18 protein-coding genes are annotated in these 15,829 nt (G+C 47.0%); 15 read left to right on the top strand and 3 right to left on the bottom strand.

Annotated elements, in window-relative coordinates:
• The first annotated feature begins 59 nt into the window (after nucleotides 1-59).
• The 3 genes from HP399_RS25105 (at nucleotide 60) to HP399_RS25095 (ending at nucleotide 3,175) form a co-directional block, all read left to right on the top strand.
• Entirely contained in the window at nucleotides 60-2,039 is a 1,980-nt protein-coding gene (locus tag HP399_RS25105) for a methyl-accepting chemotaxis protein (RefSeq protein ID WP_173621292.1), read from the top strand.
• Nucleotides 2,040-2,157: 118 nt separating this feature from the next.
• Nucleotides 2,158-2,694 (top strand): GNAT family N-acetyltransferase, encoded by a 537-nt coding sequence (locus tag HP399_RS25100; RefSeq protein WP_173621293.1) that lies wholly within the window; start codon nucleotides 2,158-2,160, stop codon nucleotides 2,692-2,694.
• Between the two features lie 139 nt (nucleotides 2,695-2,833).
• The gene (locus HP399_RS25095; protein WP_173621294.1) at nucleotides 2,834-3,175 is read left to right on the top strand and encodes a GRAM domain-containing protein; all 342 of its coding nucleotides are present in this window, start codon (nucleotides 2,834-2,836) and stop codon (nucleotides 3,173-3,175) included.
• A gap of 62 nt (nucleotides 3,176-3,237) precedes the next feature.
• On the opposite strand, the gene HP399_RS25090 is transcribed toward HP399_RS25095, so the two are convergent.
• Nucleotides 3,238-3,507: a hypothetical protein gene (locus HP399_RS25090; RefSeq protein ID WP_007722283.1), complete on the bottom strand. Its 270-nt coding sequence runs from the start codon at nucleotides 3,505-3,507 to the stop codon at nucleotides 3,238-3,240.
• 169 nt (nucleotides 3,508-3,676) lie between these two features.
• Here HP399_RS25090 and HP399_RS25085 point away from each other — a divergent pair, with 169 nt between their 5' ends.
• The 11 genes from HP399_RS25085 to HP399_RS25035 all read left to right on the top strand — a co-directional run bounded on the left by HP399_RS25085 (nucleotide 3,677) and on the right by HP399_RS25035 (nucleotide 12,945).
• Nucleotides 3,677-3,898 carry a hypothetical protein gene (locus HP399_RS25085; RefSeq protein WP_007722284.1) on the top strand — a complete coding sequence of 74 codons (222 nt, stop codon included), beginning with the start codon at nucleotides 3,677-3,679 and terminating at the stop codon, nucleotides 3,896-3,898.
• Between the two features lie 37 nt (nucleotides 3,899-3,935).
• Nucleotides 3,936-4,232: a hypothetical protein gene (locus HP399_RS25080; RefSeq protein ID WP_173621295.1), complete on the top strand. Its 297-nt coding sequence runs from the start codon at nucleotides 3,936-3,938 to the stop codon at nucleotides 4,230-4,232.
• 103 nt (nucleotides 4,233-4,335) lie between these two features.
• A complete protein-coding gene (locus HP399_RS25075) occupies nucleotides 4,336-5,037 on the top strand; it encodes a TerC family protein (RefSeq protein WP_173621296.1) in 702 nt (233 codons plus the stop codon).
• A gap of 2 nt (nucleotides 5,038-5,039) precedes the next feature.
• Nucleotides 5,040-5,912, top strand: a complete 873-nt coding sequence (locus tag HP399_RS25070; RefSeq protein ID WP_173621297.1) for a LysR family transcriptional regulator — start codon at nucleotides 5,040-5,042, stop codon at nucleotides 5,910-5,912.
• Nucleotides 5,913-6,094: 182 nt separating this feature from the next.
• A complete protein-coding gene (locus HP399_RS25065) occupies nucleotides 6,095-7,162 on the top strand; it encodes an AbrB family transcriptional regulator (protein ID WP_173621298.1) in 1,068 nt (355 codons plus the stop codon).
• 201 nt (nucleotides 7,163-7,363) lie between these two features.
• Entirely contained in the window at nucleotides 7,364-8,395 is a 1,032-nt protein-coding gene (locus HP399_RS25060; RefSeq protein ID WP_173621299.1) for a Bug family tripartite tricarboxylate transporter substrate binding protein, read from the top strand.
• Between the two features lie 81 nt (nucleotides 8,396-8,476).
• Entirely contained in the window at nucleotides 8,477-8,938 is a 462-nt protein-coding gene (locus HP399_RS25055; protein ID WP_173621300.1) for a tripartite tricarboxylate transporter TctB family protein, read from the top strand.
• Nucleotides 8,939-8,950: 12 nt separating this feature from the next.
• Entirely contained in the window at nucleotides 8,951-10,474 is a 1,524-nt protein-coding gene (locus HP399_RS25050; RefSeq protein WP_173621301.1) for a tripartite tricarboxylate transporter permease, read from the top strand.
• 15 nt (nucleotides 10,475-10,489) lie between these two features.
• A complete protein-coding gene (locus HP399_RS25045; RefSeq protein ID WP_173621302.1) occupies nucleotides 10,490-11,272 on the top strand; it encodes a class I SAM-dependent methyltransferase in 783 nt (260 codons plus the stop codon).
• A 235-nt stretch (nucleotides 11,273-11,507) separates the two neighbouring features.
• Nucleotides 11,508-11,960 (top strand): Lrp/AsnC family transcriptional regulator, encoded by a 453-nt coding sequence (locus HP399_RS25040; RefSeq protein ID WP_173621303.1) that lies wholly within the window; start codon nucleotides 11,508-11,510, stop codon nucleotides 11,958-11,960.
• A 19-nt stretch (nucleotides 11,961-11,979) separates the two neighbouring features.
• Nucleotides 11,980-12,945 (top strand): EamA family transporter, encoded by a 966-nt coding sequence (locus HP399_RS25035; RefSeq protein WP_173621304.1) that lies wholly within the window; start codon nucleotides 11,980-11,982, stop codon nucleotides 12,943-12,945.
• A 27-nt stretch (nucleotides 12,946-12,972) separates the two neighbouring features.
• On the opposite strand, the gene HP399_RS25030 is transcribed toward HP399_RS25035, so the two are convergent.
• Nucleotides 12,973-13,692, bottom strand: a complete 720-nt coding sequence (locus HP399_RS25030) for a response regulator (RefSeq protein WP_173621305.1) — start codon at nucleotides 13,690-13,692, stop codon at nucleotides 12,973-12,975.
• A complete protein-coding gene (locus HP399_RS25025) occupies nucleotides 13,685-15,313 on the bottom strand; it encodes an ATP-binding protein (protein WP_228088350.1) in 1,629 nt (542 codons plus the stop codon). The genes HP399_RS25030 and HP399_RS25025 overlap by 8 nt, the downstream gene beginning before the upstream one ends.
• A 266-nt stretch (nucleotides 15,314-15,579) precedes the next feature.
• On the opposite strand from HP399_RS25025, the gene HP399_RS25020 reads away from it, so the two are divergent.
• Nucleotides 15,580-15,792 carry a hypothetical protein gene (locus HP399_RS25020; protein WP_039960752.1) on the top strand — a complete coding sequence of 71 codons (213 nt, stop codon included), beginning with the start codon at nucleotides 15,580-15,582 and terminating at the stop codon, nucleotides 15,790-15,792.
• Nucleotides 15,793-15,829 lie beyond the last annotated feature (37 nt).

The following is a 15,829-nucleotide window of genomic DNA, read 5'->3' as shown; positions in this document are numbered from 1 at the left end:
AGGACTTCACCAACACGAAACGTTTATCCAAATACAACTTAGAAAGTAGATGAAATGAAGTGAAAACTAAATTGCGAAATTGGTTTCGAAGCTATCGAACCAAACTCATTATCACATTTCTCTTGATTCTGTTAGTCCCTTCCCTTGTCGTTGGAAGCCTAGCTTACCATCAAGCGAAACAAGAAATTGACAAACAGATCATGGACAGCGCCAACGAAAACGTCGATTTGGTCAACTCCATCGTCAGCAATACGTTTGAGGGCAAAAAGAAGGATGCTGACTATTTGGCAAAAGATATCACACCTGGCGTGAAATCAGCTGAAGTTCAAGAAGAAATCATGCATCATTTGGATATGTATATGGGTATGCATGCGGAAGCGTCCAGTATCAGTTTGGGAACGGTTGATGGACAGTACTTCCGCGCTCCTAAGCAAGAAGTACAGGCAGGTTTTGATCCGCGTACGAGAGACTGGTACAAAAGAGCGATGGAAAACAAGGGGACTGTCGTCGTTACGGAGCCATATATTTCGGCGGTATCAGGTGAGGTTTTAGTAGCGGTAGCAAGAACGACGGAGGATGGCGAAGGGGTTATCTGCATTACCGTTGGGATTGAACAGATCAAACAACTGGCAAACTCAGTCAGCATCGGTACCGATGGAGATGTCATCGTAGTGGACAGCAATAAGAAGTATGTCGTCCATCCGGAAAATCAGGCAGGAACGCTGGCACAAGAGAGTTTTTACGACAATTTGTACCAAGGGGAAACAGGTAAATTCACTTACGAGGAGCAAAGCATCCCGAAACAGATTTACTATGTGACGAATCCGGCTACAGGCTGGAAAATTGCCGGGTCGATGTACCTGTCAGAGATTGAGGATGCTGCACAGCCGATTTTTGCGCAAACATTTTGGACGATCACGATCTGCTTGCTGCTGGGAGGACTCATTGTAGCAGCTGTACTGCGTTCCCTCCTCCAGTCCATTCAGGAAGTGAAGGTACATGCGGTCAGAGTGAGCCAAGGTAATTTGACTGACCCGATTAAAGTGCGGTCAACCGATGAAATCGGTGAGCTCGGCCATGCGTTTAACACGATGCAGGATAACCTGCGCGCGCTCATTTCCGATGTCGAGGCCAGAGCGGAGCAAGTAGCAGCGTCTTCGGAGCAATTGACTGCGAGTGCGCAGCAGACGAGCATTGCAACCGAGCATGTAACGACTGCTGTTCAGGACGTAGCTGGCAGCGCGGAACAACAAACGAGCGGAATCGACCAAAATGTTCGTTCATTACAGGACATTTCGGAAGGGGTCACACGGATAGTAGAGAGTGTTAATGTGTTGTCAGATACTGCTCAGCAAACGACAGTTCAGGCAGAAGAAGGAGGCAACTTTGTCGCTCAGGTCATGAGTCAAATGAAGTCGATTCATGAATCGGTAGAACAGTCGGATCGCATGACCAAATCGCTCTATGATCGTTCGAAAGAAATCGGCACGATCTCGGATGTCATCAGCGGAATTGCCCAGCAGACGAATTTGTTGGCATTGAATGCAGCGATAGAAGCGGCGCGGGCTGGTGAGCATGGTAAAGGCTTTGCGGTTGTTGCTACAGAGGTGCGTCTGTTGGCTGAGCAATCACAATTGTCGGCCAAGCAAATTTCTGAATTGATTACAGAGATTCAGCGGGAAACCAAGCAATCCGTCGACAACATGGAAAAAGTCAGCCTGGATGTTGCAGCAGGCTTGAACGTTTCGGAGGAGACGATTCACAAGTTTGAAGGCATCATGGAAAGCACCAGACTGACCAATCCACATATCGCAGAGGTTTCCTTGATCGCACAGCAAATCTTGGCTAGTGTTCAGGAAGTAACCGCGACAGCCAATGTGCTCGTCACCATCGCGAAAAGTAATGCCGAAACAGCCGAGGAAGTAGCAGCCTCTACTGAGGAGCAGCTCGCCTCCATGCAAGAGATCTCATCCTCCGCTCAATCCCTGTCGTCATTGGCGGAAGAGCTGAAAGTTTTGATCAATAAGTTTACTTATTAACCTGTGTCCTTACACAAACGAAGCGCCCTGTCTCTAGGCATACGAGCAGGGCGCTTCGCCGTATAGATGTGGTAACATATGGGCAACACAACCGATATGGAATGAGGAGATGTGAACGATGAACATGAGGATCAGAATAGAACAGGTAGATGATTATTCTGTTACGGAACAAGTCGTAAAAAGTGCATTCGCGAATGCAGAGTTCAGCGATCACAAAGAACATGAATTGGTGTCTCGCATCAGAAAATCTGATGCATTCATCCCCGCGTTATCTCTAGTTGCGATTGATGAAGAAAATCAAGAAATCATAGGACATATTCTTTTGTCGAAAATATACATTCGCAATGACAATCGGAGCATAGAGTCACTTGCACTTGCCCCAGTGTCTGTCTTGCCCGATTACCAAAGCAAAGGAATCGGAAAGAAGTTAATTCTCGAAGCCCTCCAAAAAGCCAAAGAACGGGGATACCAATCTGTTGTTGTTCTCGGGCATTCCGAATATTACCCGAAGTTTGGCTTCCAAAAAGCTTCGCACTGGGGAATAAAAGCACCTTTCGACGTACCGGATGAGGTATTTATGGCGTTGGAGCTGCAAGAAAATGCGCTGGCTCAAGTCTCGGGCGTTGTTGAATACTCCAGTGCTTTTTTTGAATAGGTAGGGATTGTTAATGAAAAGAAACGCAGTAGATTGTTGAAGCCATCTATTGTGTTTCTCTATTCCTAATTATGGTAATATGAAGTGCCTACCAATTCGAGAAAAAACGGAATCGTATGTCGGAGGGGAAAAGGAAACGATGGAACTCAGGCGAAACGAATCGATCGTGCAAGAGAATATAGCGGCAAACCTATTCAGAGGAATGGAAGGAGTAGGTGGGAAGTTAACGATTACGAGTGAAAGACTCTATTTTCAACCACACAGTCTCAATATTCAAACACAACCTCTCGAATTAAACTTGAATGATATTGCGGCAGTTGAAAAGCGGAACACGCTGTTCGTGATCCCAAACGGAATGAAAATCAAGATGCATAATGGGCAAGAGCATAAATTTGTTGTATGGAAACGAGCGGAGATCATTGGAATGATTCAGGATACAAAAGTGAAGCAAAAAATGACGGTGATCATTAAGACGAGGTAAGCGATCCGTTCAATGAAAATCGCCCTGCCACAAGCAATACTGTGCAGGGCTATTCCTATATTTTACAAGTCCTTTGCAATGTGCGGTTTGCTATAATGACTGGTACCCCCACCGCCAACCAATACTCTTCCACCTTGTCTGAAGATGAGCAATTTCCTAGATCCATTTGAAAGCAGTACCGTTATTTTTGCTCGATTCGCTGTTGCAATATAGATAACGTAACCACTTCTGGAGATTACTGTACGCCAGTTGCGATCGAATTCAGAGCGCAGAACCCGATTGGAATACACTTGGTTTTCCACGCGTCTCGCAGTGATTCTTTTCTTTTTCATCGAGTATCAACACCTCCTGTCAATCTATCCTATTCAGGAGATAGAAAAAAGAATGGACAAGAGTTGTAGGCGATTTTACTATTTTCGTTGCAACAACACAGGAAGCGTTCTATGATAACATCAAGGACGGTATTCATCGTAGTAAGCCGTCAAAAAGGAGTGAAAGACAATGGCAAAAAGCGCAGCACGCAAGCAACGGGAAAAGCTGGCCCGTGAAGGCAAAAGAAATCCAGAGCTCAACAGAAGCATTTTCGCTTTTGCAGACATGACACAACGGACGACGAAGACGAGAGCAGAAAAACTGAATCAACAGAAACACAAAAGGTCGTTATCCTACCAAAGTGATGATGGCCTTTTTTATTTGCGTGCGAAGCGTGCTGTAATCGTTTAACATAAAGTCATCCCGTACCAAAGTGAGGCATGACACCATGAATAATACCATTCATCCCGAATGCGCGAGAGCCATTCAACATCTCCTCCAGCTGAAGGACCCCAAACGCGAAGACTTTTTGGCGTTGAAAACGTACGGTAATGACCGCTATTCGGCAATGGGGTGGGAAGAGCTACAGTCGTACATCAATGAAAAGACCGTCGTCATTGTCGAGCAGTTTGAAAATGAACAAAATATTATGTCTGCCCTGCGCTGGGTAGCCAGAGGACTGCCGGTTTGGCTAGCGATTCGAAAAGTGCGGGCGGATTATTCTGTGTATGGATACAAGAAGTAGCCTGTCTTTCAAAAAAAATATATGCAAATAATAGAAATAATACTGCACTAGCGAAAAGATAGGTCTATTATTGTCAGTATCAGCAATATTGGAGGGAGACATCATGACAGATTACTTACTTAGCTTACTACAAATCATTATGATCAACCTGGTCCTGAGCGGAGACAATGCAGTCGTTATTGCTCTTGCCTGTCGCAACCTGAGTCCAGAGCTACAGAAAAAAGCCACCTTTTGGGGGAGCTTTGGTGCAATCGGACTGCGGATCATCCTTACCTTCATTGCCATCTGGCTGTTGAACATCCCGTTTGTCCAAGTCGTCGGAGGACTTTTGCTCATCTGGATTGCGGTCAAGCTGTTAAAAGGTGAAGATGAGGACAGTCACATTGGTGGCGGAGCGAGTTTTGTTGAGGCACTTAAAACCATTATTTTTGCCGATCTGATTATGAGTCTGGACAATGTCATTGCCGTAGCGGGAGCAGCGAACGGGAACCTGGTTTTGGTCATCATCGGTCTTGCCATCAGCATTCCGCTCATCATTTGGGGAAGCCAGTTGCTGATGAAGCTGATGAATCGTTTTCCCATCATCGTATTATTGGGGGCGGCATTGCTCGGATATACAGCAGGAGAAATGATTGTAGGAGACAAAGCAGTTGGCAGCTTCCTGGAGGGGGTAATGCCTTCGCTGCATATTATTTTGCCGGTAGCATTGGCACTTCTGGTAATTGTGATTGGAAACTATTTGAAAAGGAAGGAGAAAAATGTGTTAAATAAAGAAGTGACAAATAATCATGCGGAGACACTATAGCCATGGAATATCGCGATTGGTACATTCTCCAAACCTTGTACCAGGAACAAAACATCACCAAAACAGCCGAAAGCTTGTATTTGTCCCAGCCTGCTCTGACCAAACGGCTGCGGCAGATTGAAAAAGAGTTTGGCGTACAGATTGTGCAACGGGGGAGTAGAGGCGTTCATTTCACTCCTCAAGGCGAGTATTTGGCCAAATGTGCGGATGAAATGCTCCTCAGACTGCGCAATATCAAGGAGCATGTCTTGAACATGGGAGACGAGGTCAATGGTACGCTCCGGCTGGGGGTTTCCAACTATTTTGCACGGTACAAGCTCCCGATGATCTTGAAAAAGTTCAAGGAAGCCTATCCAAACGTCGAGTACAAGGTGATGACCGGATGGAGCAAAGACGTCTACAAGTCCGTGTATAATCAGGACGTGCACGTAGGCTTCGTCCGGGGAAGCTACAACTGGTCCGACCAAAAGCACTTGCTGTTCGAGGAATCGGTCTATGTCGTTTCCACGGAACCCATTCATATCGACGACCTACCCACCCTGCCGCGAATCGACTATGAGACCGATCCGATGCTGCGGGCGTTAGTGGACAACTGGTGGACCGAACGATTTTCCCAACCACCTCTGATCGGTATGGAGGTCGACAAGGCGGATACATGCAGTGAAATGGTAGCAAACGGTTTGGGGTACGCGATCCTTCCACGAGGCGTGCTGAATGGCAAAGACGATCTGCACATGATTGAGCTAACCACAGCAGAAGGGGAGCCGATCAAGCGAAGTACCTGGATGTTTTATCATGCCGACTCAATGGACTTGCAAATGGTCAAGGCATTTGTACGCTTCATGGAGCAGGGTGAGATAACATTTCTCGATTAAGCAAGGAAAAAGGAACTGCTGGGAACTCTCTGAATGGGAGCCAGCAGTTTTTTATTATTCACGCAAGGAATCGCCAACGATAACCATTTTGTATTTTTGCTGCGAGAACAATTGTTTTACACTAGGTGTACCCCCACCCTAGAAGCTTCATACAACGTCGGAGAGTAGGAGAGGGAACGCTTATGCTGCTACGCATTCTGTTTACATTGCTGTTCGGATCACTGGGAGGCTGGCTGTTTGCTACCATCCACAGCCCACTTCCTTGGCTGCTCGGAGCACTAGTCACCACAGTTATCTGTAATATGCTTGGGGTCAAAAATCTTTGGATTCCCCGTTGGTTTCGTCAAGCAGGATTGACAGTGATCGGGATCACCCTTGGTCTGCGAATGACACCTGAAATCGTCGATACGATGACGGGGCACATCGGTTTGATGCTCGTCACCACGATTTTGACCATCTTGATCAGTTTGATGAACGCTTGGATATTTTATAAGGTCTGCCGAGTAGACGGAATAACGGCGATCTTCAGCAATATCCCCGGCGGATTATCAGAAATGGTGTCGGTGGGGCAAATGGCAGGGGGAAATCAGCAAGTCATCACGATTTTCCACTCGATTCGTGCGATTAGCGTCGTGCTTTGCACACCTTATCTTGTGACATTTCTACCTACCCATGCTGCCATACAGACAGCTACTACAGAACACATGCTGGGGATTGGGCAGACGGTCATGATTCTTGTGGCTGGTGTCATTGGAGCGTTGATTGCGTCTCGCTGTTATATACCCGCTCCGTTCTTGCTAGGTGCCTTGCTCGTGACCGCTTTGATTTCGATGAATACATCACTTGTGGGAGAGAGTCCTGCGTTGCCAAGCATCTTGGTCCAAGTGGCGCAAATATTCATCGGGGTCAGCATCGGTCTTGGTTTCAAACGAGAGGACATCGCCAAAAACCGCCGATTCTTTCTGTTCGGCCTGATGCACTCCCTGTTTTTGTTCGTCATGGTGATTGCCCTTGCTATCGGCATTTCTTACGTGACGGCTACTGATATCGTGACGGCGATTCTGGCTACGGTGCCAGGTGGACTCGCCGAAATGAGCTTGACTGCCTTGGCGACAGGAGCCGATCCGCTCTTAGTGACGGCGTTTCATCTGTTTCGTGTGGTCCTCGTACTCACGTTGTTTTCCTTCGGCGCTCGTGCGTGGACGAACCGCCACAGCAGGATCAAACAGCCAAAGGAGACCGGTGCTTGACGCAGTATTACAGTCGAATCAATGGTAAGGCCTGTACGTTCCCTGATCGGAACGGCAGGTCTTTTTGGCGTGAAAAAAATGAAAATAATCATAAATATGGTGTTTATCCAAATTATCTGAACAAACTAGGAAGCGTTTTCATCGGATGCTATGATCTCCTTAACATATTTGAAAACGCTATCATTCGAGGGGGTTATAAAGATGAAAAAATCAAACAAATGGACAAAGTGGACCGGAGTACTCCTCACTACGGCAATGGCACTTAGCCTCGCAGCCTGTGGAGGTGGTGGGCAGACAGCATCCTCTGGAGGAGCTTCTACCTACCCAGAAAAACCTATCTCGGTTATCGCTCCGTCTGGGGCAGGCGGCGGTTTGGATAAAACAGCGCGTTCCCTCGCAAAGGTGATGTCAGCAACGAAGCTGGTAGACAAGACGATCTCCGTTGAAAACAAGCCAGGTGGCGGACAGGCAGTAGGTTTGGCTGATTTCGTGACGCAGGATAAGAAAAACAACTATAAACTCCTGCTTCCTTCTACACCAATCGTCATCAACAATGTGAAAAAAGAAGGAAACAGCCCGCATTCCTACAATGATATGACTCCGTTGGCACAATTGACGAAAGATTACGGCGCGATTGTAGTAGCAGCCGATTCTCCATACAAGGATCTGAAATCGTTAATGGATGCAATCAAAGCTGATCCAACCAAAGTAACGGTTGCAGGCGGTTCTGCTCCTGGCTCGCTTGATCACTTGACCTTTTTGATGCCAGCTGTAAAAGCGGGAATTGATCCGAAATCAGTGAAATACATTTCTTACGATGGCGGCGGAGAAGCGATCGCATCTCTCTTGGGTGGCAATGCTGACGTACTGGCTACAGATGTATCCGGTTCGGGTGAATACTTGAAATCCGGCAAAGTAAGAATCTTGGGTGTTTCTTCCCCTGAGCGCTTGAAAGGTATGTTCAAGGACATCCCGACGTACAAAGAATCCGGTTATGACACGGAGCTGATCAACTGGCGCGGTGTATTTGGACCAAAAGACATGACGCCAGATGCTGTTGCTTACTGGGAGCAAAAATTGAAAGCGATGACAGAGACTCCTGAGTGGAAAGCAGAGCTGGAAGCAAACGGCTGGGACGATGGCTACAAAAACGGTGCAGACTTCAAGAGCTACCTGGGTGAGCAAGAAAAAATGTTCACGGAAATCCTGGGCTTGCTCGGAATGGCGAAATAAAAAGGTTTGATGCGGGATGGAGAAGGAGCGATTCTTCTCCTCCTTCATTCTGGATTCTTGTACGAACAGGAGGGAACACACGTGAGCAAAACATTTGACCGCTTCGCCAGTCTGATTTTTCTCGTGTTGGGCGTAGCATTTGTGGTCGGAAGCCAAAACATTTCGGCGAGCGCTTACGGTAGCAATGTCGGACCAAACATTTTTCCGATGGGACTCGGAAGTCTGCTGATCCTGCTCAGCCTGCGATTATTTTATGAGACGTTCAAATACAAGCAAGAGGACGAGAAAGAGAAGCAAAAGCTCGATTACAAACGGTTCCTCATCATTCTTGTCGCGGCATTATTCTACGTATTGCTTTTAGAGGAAATCGGCTATGTGATTAGTACCTTCCTTTTCCTTTTAGTTGGATTTCAGACGATGCAGAAAGGGAAATGGCTCAACAGCGTGCTCATTTCCGGTGCGTTTTCATTCGGTGTCTACTTGTTGTACGTAGAAGTTCTCGATGGCACTTTGCCTGGTTTACCAACATGGTTAGGCTTGTAGGAGGTGGATGAAATGGGTGCAATTGATTATTTGCTGAACGGATTTGCTACTGCCCTGCAATGGCAAAATATCATCTTTGCGTTTGTCGGCGTCTTGATCGGGACAGTAGTCGGGGTATTGCCAGGGATTGGGCCAATCAGTGGCGTGGCCTTGTTGATTCCAGTGACAGCTTCGTTGACGAGTGGACTGCCGCCAGAAGCAGCGGCGACCAGCGCCATTATTTTGCTGGCAGGGGTTTACTACGGAGCGATGTACGGCGGCTCTACCACTTCGATTTTGTTGAATACACCTGGTGAGTCATCTTCTGTTGTTACCGTACTGGACGGATACCCGATGGCTAAGCAGGGAAGAGCGGGCGTCGCTCTCTCCATCGCTGCGATTGGTTCGTTTTTTGCAGGGCTAGTCTCGCTTATCGGTCTAGTATTTTTGGCAGAGCCACTCTCAGAGGTAGCGCTCAAGCTCAGTCCGGCAGATGAGTTTTCACTGATGATCTTGGGGTTATGTGCACTGAGCGGGTTGGCAGGTAAGTCCGTCACCAAAGCACTGATGATGACGGTTTTTGGCTTATTGATCGCGACGATCGGGCTAGACAATGTATCCGGCGTGGCGCGTTTTACTTTTGATATGCCCGAGCTTTATTCCGGTTTGGAATTTTTGACGATTGCCGTAGGGGTATTTGCGCTTGGGGAAGTGTTCAAGACGATCCTCGAACGTGATGTGAATGAGGGGGAGATCGCCAAAATCTCCCGAATCATACCGACCAAGGAAGACTTGAAGGAAAGTGCTGGACCGATTCTCCGTGGATCACTTGTTGGATTCTTTAAAGGAATCGTTCCTGGTTCCGGTGCTACACTGGCCTCCTTCCTCGCTTATTTGCTGGAAAAGAAAATCAGTAAAACGCCTGAAAAATTCGGCAAAGGGGCAATCGCTGGGGTAGCGGCTCCTGAGTCGGCGAACAACGCAGCATCTGGCGGGGCGATGATCCCACTTCTAACCTTGGGGATTCCAGGTACAGGGACGACAGCGGTATTGATGGGTGCATTGATTATGTACAACGTGCAGCCAGGTCCACTCTTGTTTGAAGATCATCCAACCATCGCTTGGGGCTTGATCGCCAGTATGTTCATCGGAAACGTGATGCTCTTGATCCTCAATATGCCGCTTGTAAAGGTGTTTGCGAAGCTGATTGAGACACCACCTAAATATTTGATCCCGATGATCGTTGCCATTTCCGTGTTTGGTGTATACGCAGTCCGAGTCTCGGTCTTTGATCTAGTCTTGCTGCTCCTCTGTGGACTCGTCGGTTACTTTTTGGCGAAAAACGATTTCCCAATGGCACCACTCGTTCTTGGCTTGGTGTTGGGTCCGATGATTGAAAACAATTTGCGACGCGCGCTGACGACGTCCAATGGTGATTTTTCTATCTTTATTGAAAAGCCAGTATCGTTGGTGTTCCTCATCATTGCGGTTCTCTGGATCACCGTTCCCTTGATCATGAAAATGAGAGGGAAGAAAGTAATCGTGAACGAAGAATAGAGGAGGGCGATTCTCATGCGCGATGACAAAAAGATCAAAGAGGAAGTCAAACAGCAGTTCGGTGCGAATGCCGAAAAGTATGTGAACAGCCAGACACATGCTACGGGAGAGGATCTCGCTCTCCTGAAGCCTTGGCTGATTCCTTCGCCTGATTGGGTGTTTCTCGATGTGGCAACGGGCGGCGGTCATCTTACCAAGGCAATCGCTCCACATGTCGGTCAAGTCTTTGCGACTGATTTGACACAGCCGATGCTTGCAGCGGCGCGAAACCATCTGAAATCTCACACTAGCAATGTCTTTTATGTGGTTGCGGATGCGGAAACACTGCCGTTTTTGAGTGAATCCTTTGACGCAGTCGGGTGCAGAATTGCGGCTCATCACTTTCCGAACCCAGAGGCGTTTGTAAAAGAAGTGGCCCGTGTCTTAAAGCCAGGCGGAAAATTCGTGTTGATCGACAATATCGCAGCAGAGGATGAAAAGCTCGATCGATTTGTGAATACGCTGGAAAAACTTCGGGATCACAGCCATGTACGAAGCTACTCACGCTCCGAATGGTTAGCATGGATAGAGCAAGAGGGACTGGTGGAGAGTCATTCGCGCATCCGTAAAAAGACGTTCCCGTATGCCACTTGGGTCAGACGTACGACTGAGACTGAGGAGCAGGTTGAGCAAGTAACCGCGCATATCACAAGTGCCGATGAGGAAATCCACGCCTACTTTGCTGTAGGAAAAGAAGGAGAGCAAGTCGTTTCCATCCAAGTTGATGAGTGGATGGCGTTGTTTGAGAAACCAGAATGATAAGGACGATGCTTCTAAGCTGGTCCCCGCTTACAATCAAGCGGGGGCTTGTTCTTTTTTGTATGGGTACCTAAGTAACGATTCGTAATGATAAGGGGGCTTTCACGACGGTTTTTGGCATTATTTTTTTGGGATATTTTGCTCTGTATTTACTATTCGTTTGAATTCGGTCAATATAGAGTACGAATGGTCTATATGAAGGAAAATATGCTACTATAACCACAGGAGGTATGTGATGGATGAAGTTGACCTGAGAATTGTTCAATTGCTCGAGGAAAACGGTAGGATATCTCATGAGGAAATCAGCAAGCTACTGCACATCTCGCGACCGGCTGTCCACCAACGGGTTGCCAAGCTCGAAAAGAATGGTGTTATCAAGGGATACCGTGGCATCATTGACTGGAGAAAATTAGACCAAAGGCTGAAGGTATTGATCTTCGTCAAAGCAAGATGTCAGGACTTCAAAGAAATCACAACAAAGATTGTGAACGTTCAGGTACCGAACGTGACCATCATCGAATGCCAGCGGCTCGCGGGAGAGTGGTGTATGATGCTAAAAGTACGTGCGACGGCACCGGAAGATATCACCAATCTGATCGATGAAATGGTCCAGTATGACGAAATACTGGAAACCTCCACGACCTTCATCTTGTCGACGATCTACGAGGATGGCTGGAAAGAAATTTGAAGACCAAGGTGGAAACACAATGACAGGAAAAAAAGATTCGAAATTATTTGTCGTTACGATTGCGTTGCTAGCGGTCTACCTGTTTTGGGGAGGCACTTATCTCGGAATGAAGATCGCCATTGAGTCGATGCCACCCTTTATTATGGCGGGTGCGCGATTTTTTCTAGCGGGATCGATCCTGTTCCTGATCGGGCGTTGGAAAGGGGCAGAGCTGCCCAGTGCAGCAGAATGGAGAGGGGCCGGAGTTGTTGGGGCGTTGCTGCTTCTCGGAGGTAACGGTGTAGTCGCATGGGCACAGCTCAAGGTACCGTCAGCAATCGCGTCCTTGCTGATCGCTACGGTTCCATTATGGATTCTCGTCTTCAACTGGATCGGTGGCAACAAAAAGAAGCCAACAGTTGGAGTCATGGGAGGAATCCTGTTTGGCTTGGCGGGGATCGCTGTGCTGGTTGTCCATCCCGAGAGCTCAAGCAATCAAGGGATCGATACCATCGGAATCTTGGCGCTCCTGTTTGCCTCGATCTGTTGGGCAGTGGGATCGCTGTATTCGCGCTATGCAAAGCTCCCAGCATCACCTGTGATGGCGACGTCCTTACAAATGATCATTGGAGGAAGTTTGCTGGGGATCGCGTCGCTGTTTCTCGACGATTGGACGAAGCTGCATATATCGGAGATTTCTCTGCGTTCCTGGATTGCCTTTGGCTATTTAGTTGGATTTGGTTCCATTGTCGCCTACACGGCGTACATTTGGCTTTTGAAAAATGCAGAGCCTTCCCTGGTCTCCACGTACGCCTATGTGAACCCGATTGTCGCAGTATTTCTAGGTTGGCTGATCGCTGATGAACAATTGACAAGCCAAACCTTGATTGCTGCTGTCATGATCATCGCATCCGTTGCCATCATCACAATGTTTCGGGAAAAGAGTCCAGGTGCGACACAACCGGTAGCAAGAAAAGAAAAAGGGAAGCTTCAGGTTCATAAATGAAGCTTTCCCTTTTTTTGCTATCAGGCATTATTTGGCCGTTTTTTGCGGTACCCAGCGGTATTTTCGTTCCGGACGCCCGACGGTTCCATAGAACGTCTCAACAGTCACTTCATTAATAGAGACGAGAAATTCGAGGTATCTGCGCACAGTCGAATGGCTCATGCCAGCCAGTGCAGCCAAATCATCGGCATTCATGCTTTGGGTGGTCTCCTGCATTTTGTCCCTGATCAGCTTTAACGTCAGCTTGTCGATGCCTTTCGGGAGTGTGGTGACTGTCTCAACGGCTTTGGTAGCAGGAGTGTGTGCAGCTTTTGTAAACAGCTTGTCCACTGCTGTTTGATCAATGGTTGTATGCTGCTGCAACTGGCGTCTCGTATTTGCATATTGCTCCAAGGTAGACATGAATTTATCGATCATAATCGGCTTGATGATGTAGCTGTATGCCCCGCCACGTATCGCTTCTCTCACGGTTTCCACATCGTTTGCGGCCGTGATCATGACGACATCGATCCCGCGAAAATGCTTCCGAACTTCACGCAACAGGTCAATCCCATTCATATCCGGCAAATAAATGTCCAAGAGCAGAACATCCGGCGTAACGACGTGAAGCATCTCCAATGCCTGTTTTCCAGTCGTGGCCGTGGCAATAATCTGGAATCCTTCCAGTTTACTTGTGAATTGTTCATAGATTCTAGCTGCAATTTCGTCATCTTCCACGATCATGACGGTAATGGGTTTCTCAGACATGATGGATTGCCTCCTCTCTACTTGCTTTGTCCCATTTCTTGGGGACGTCGACGGTGAAACGCGCTCCGCCAAGATCACTTTTTCCGAGTGAGATTTGCCCCTCTAATAGCTCGATGGCGTTTTTCACAATAGCCAAACCGAGTCCTCGATTTTCACCTGATTTCGTAGTGACACCGCTTTCAAAGATACGGGGCTCCAATTCTTTTGATACCCCATGCCCATTGTCCTCGATATCAAAAATGATATCGCCACCTAAATCAGTAAAGGATACGTGAACCATTGCGTCAGAGCCTTTGTATTCGAGTGCAGCTTCCATCGCGTTGTCGATCAAATTACCGAGAATGGTGACAAGTACCTTCGTATCGATGCTGTCAGGTACATCTCCCAAATAGCTGTCCTGATCTATTTCGAGTAATACCTTCAGCTCTTTGGAGCGATTGATTTTCCCTAGCAGACAAGCTGCGATGAAGGGCTCTTTGACTGAACTCATAATGAAGGCGAGAATATCCTGCCGTTCTTTAACTTCATCGGTGATGAGTTCGATTGCTTTGTCGTACTCCTTTAGCTTGAGTAGACCGTAAATAGTGTTCAAACGATTTAAATATTCGTGATTTTGTGCACGCATATTGTCCGAAAAGGAACTGATCTTCGTAATTTCTTCGGTGAGCTGCTCGATTTCAGACTCTGGACGAAATGTGAAGACGACGCCTCTAATTTCATTATTACTCAAAATAGGAGAGTAGTCGGTTATAAAAATTTCGTGCCCCAGCAAAATTTTGTAGTTCATTTCTTGCGTATTTCGATTGACAGAAAGAATGATGTCGCGCAATTGCGGGCTAGCGATCGATTTCCCTACGGTCAAATCCTCTTGGAGGAGGGAACGTGCGCGTTTATTCATCGAGACGACACGCCCTTGCATATCGACTGCTACCGTAGCATCGCGAATCGATTCAAGAATAGCTGCTTTTTCCGTAAACAAAAATGAAATTTCTTCTGGCTCCAGACCAAAGATCAATCGCTTGACTCTTCTGGCAATGATAATAGCGCCAATAATTCCGATAACCAACAGCACCAAGGATAAGGAGACGACTCTTTCCTTGTATTCCGCGACCTTTTTTTCTACATCACTCATGACATAGCCGACAGAGGAGACGCCGATTGTTTCGCCTTTCTTGTTGACGATCGGTGTTTTCGCTTTGATGGCTGGACCTGAAATGCCTGTCCCCCGATAAATGACCGAGCGGTTTTCTAAAAAGACGGGGTCATTGCTGGTTCCCATCGGTAATCCAATCTGCTTTGGGTCGTAGTGAGAGTACCGAATACCGTCCTTGTTTCCAATCACCACATAGCTGGCGCCAGTTTCCATCCGAATGGTTTCGGCTATCGGTTGTATCACCTTGGAAGGATGATCGGTCTCGAAGGCTGCAATGATGCGCTCGTCCATGGCAGATAGCTTGGCGACCGTCATGGCTTGCTGTCCAATATAACGATCCAAAATGTCATCTAATATGAAGGAAAATAAGGCAGTTCCTATCCCCATGCTGATCAGGACAACGATGGAAATGAGCAGAACCATTTGGGTCAAGAGGCTGATGCGGGCTTTTTTGGGTGTATGAACCATGGGCAAACCACCTTCGATGACAGTTCAAGATGTTAGGAATGTATGAAACCGTTTACTCCATTCATTATAACAATAACGCTTTCACATTTGTGACACAAAGTAAAAATGTAACAACGCGACAGCCAATAGGTTTATGAAAAAAGTTTTGACAATTTTTTTATAAAAAATTGAACAAAATATGAACAACAAGTGAATATTATGTTACAATAAGAGCATCAAACAAACACGGTCACGCAAAAAATCTATGATGATAGGGGTTTTGTGTTATGAATAACGATCGAAAAGCAGCGGATGTATTAAGATGGATGGCTTGGACAGTATTATTTGTCGGTGCTGTTATTATGGCTTTCACTGCAAGCGATTTCAGATCGCAGAACATGCCGTTGATGGTGTCGATCGGATTTTTGATCGCTGGTATGAATATCTTCATTATGAGCACGGTATTTCGCTTGATGACACTAAAAAGAACTGACGCCTAACAAGATAAAATAGTCCCATAGAGAACCTCTCATTTTC

Origin of the sequence: Brevibacillus sp. DP1.3A, assembly GCF_013284245.2 — a bacterium.
Lineage (GTDB): Bacteria > Bacillota > Bacilli > Brevibacillales > Brevibacillaceae > Brevibacillus.
The sequence above is the reverse complement of the archived record's forward strand: the minus strand, read 5'-3'. Positions and strand labels throughout refer to the sequence as shown.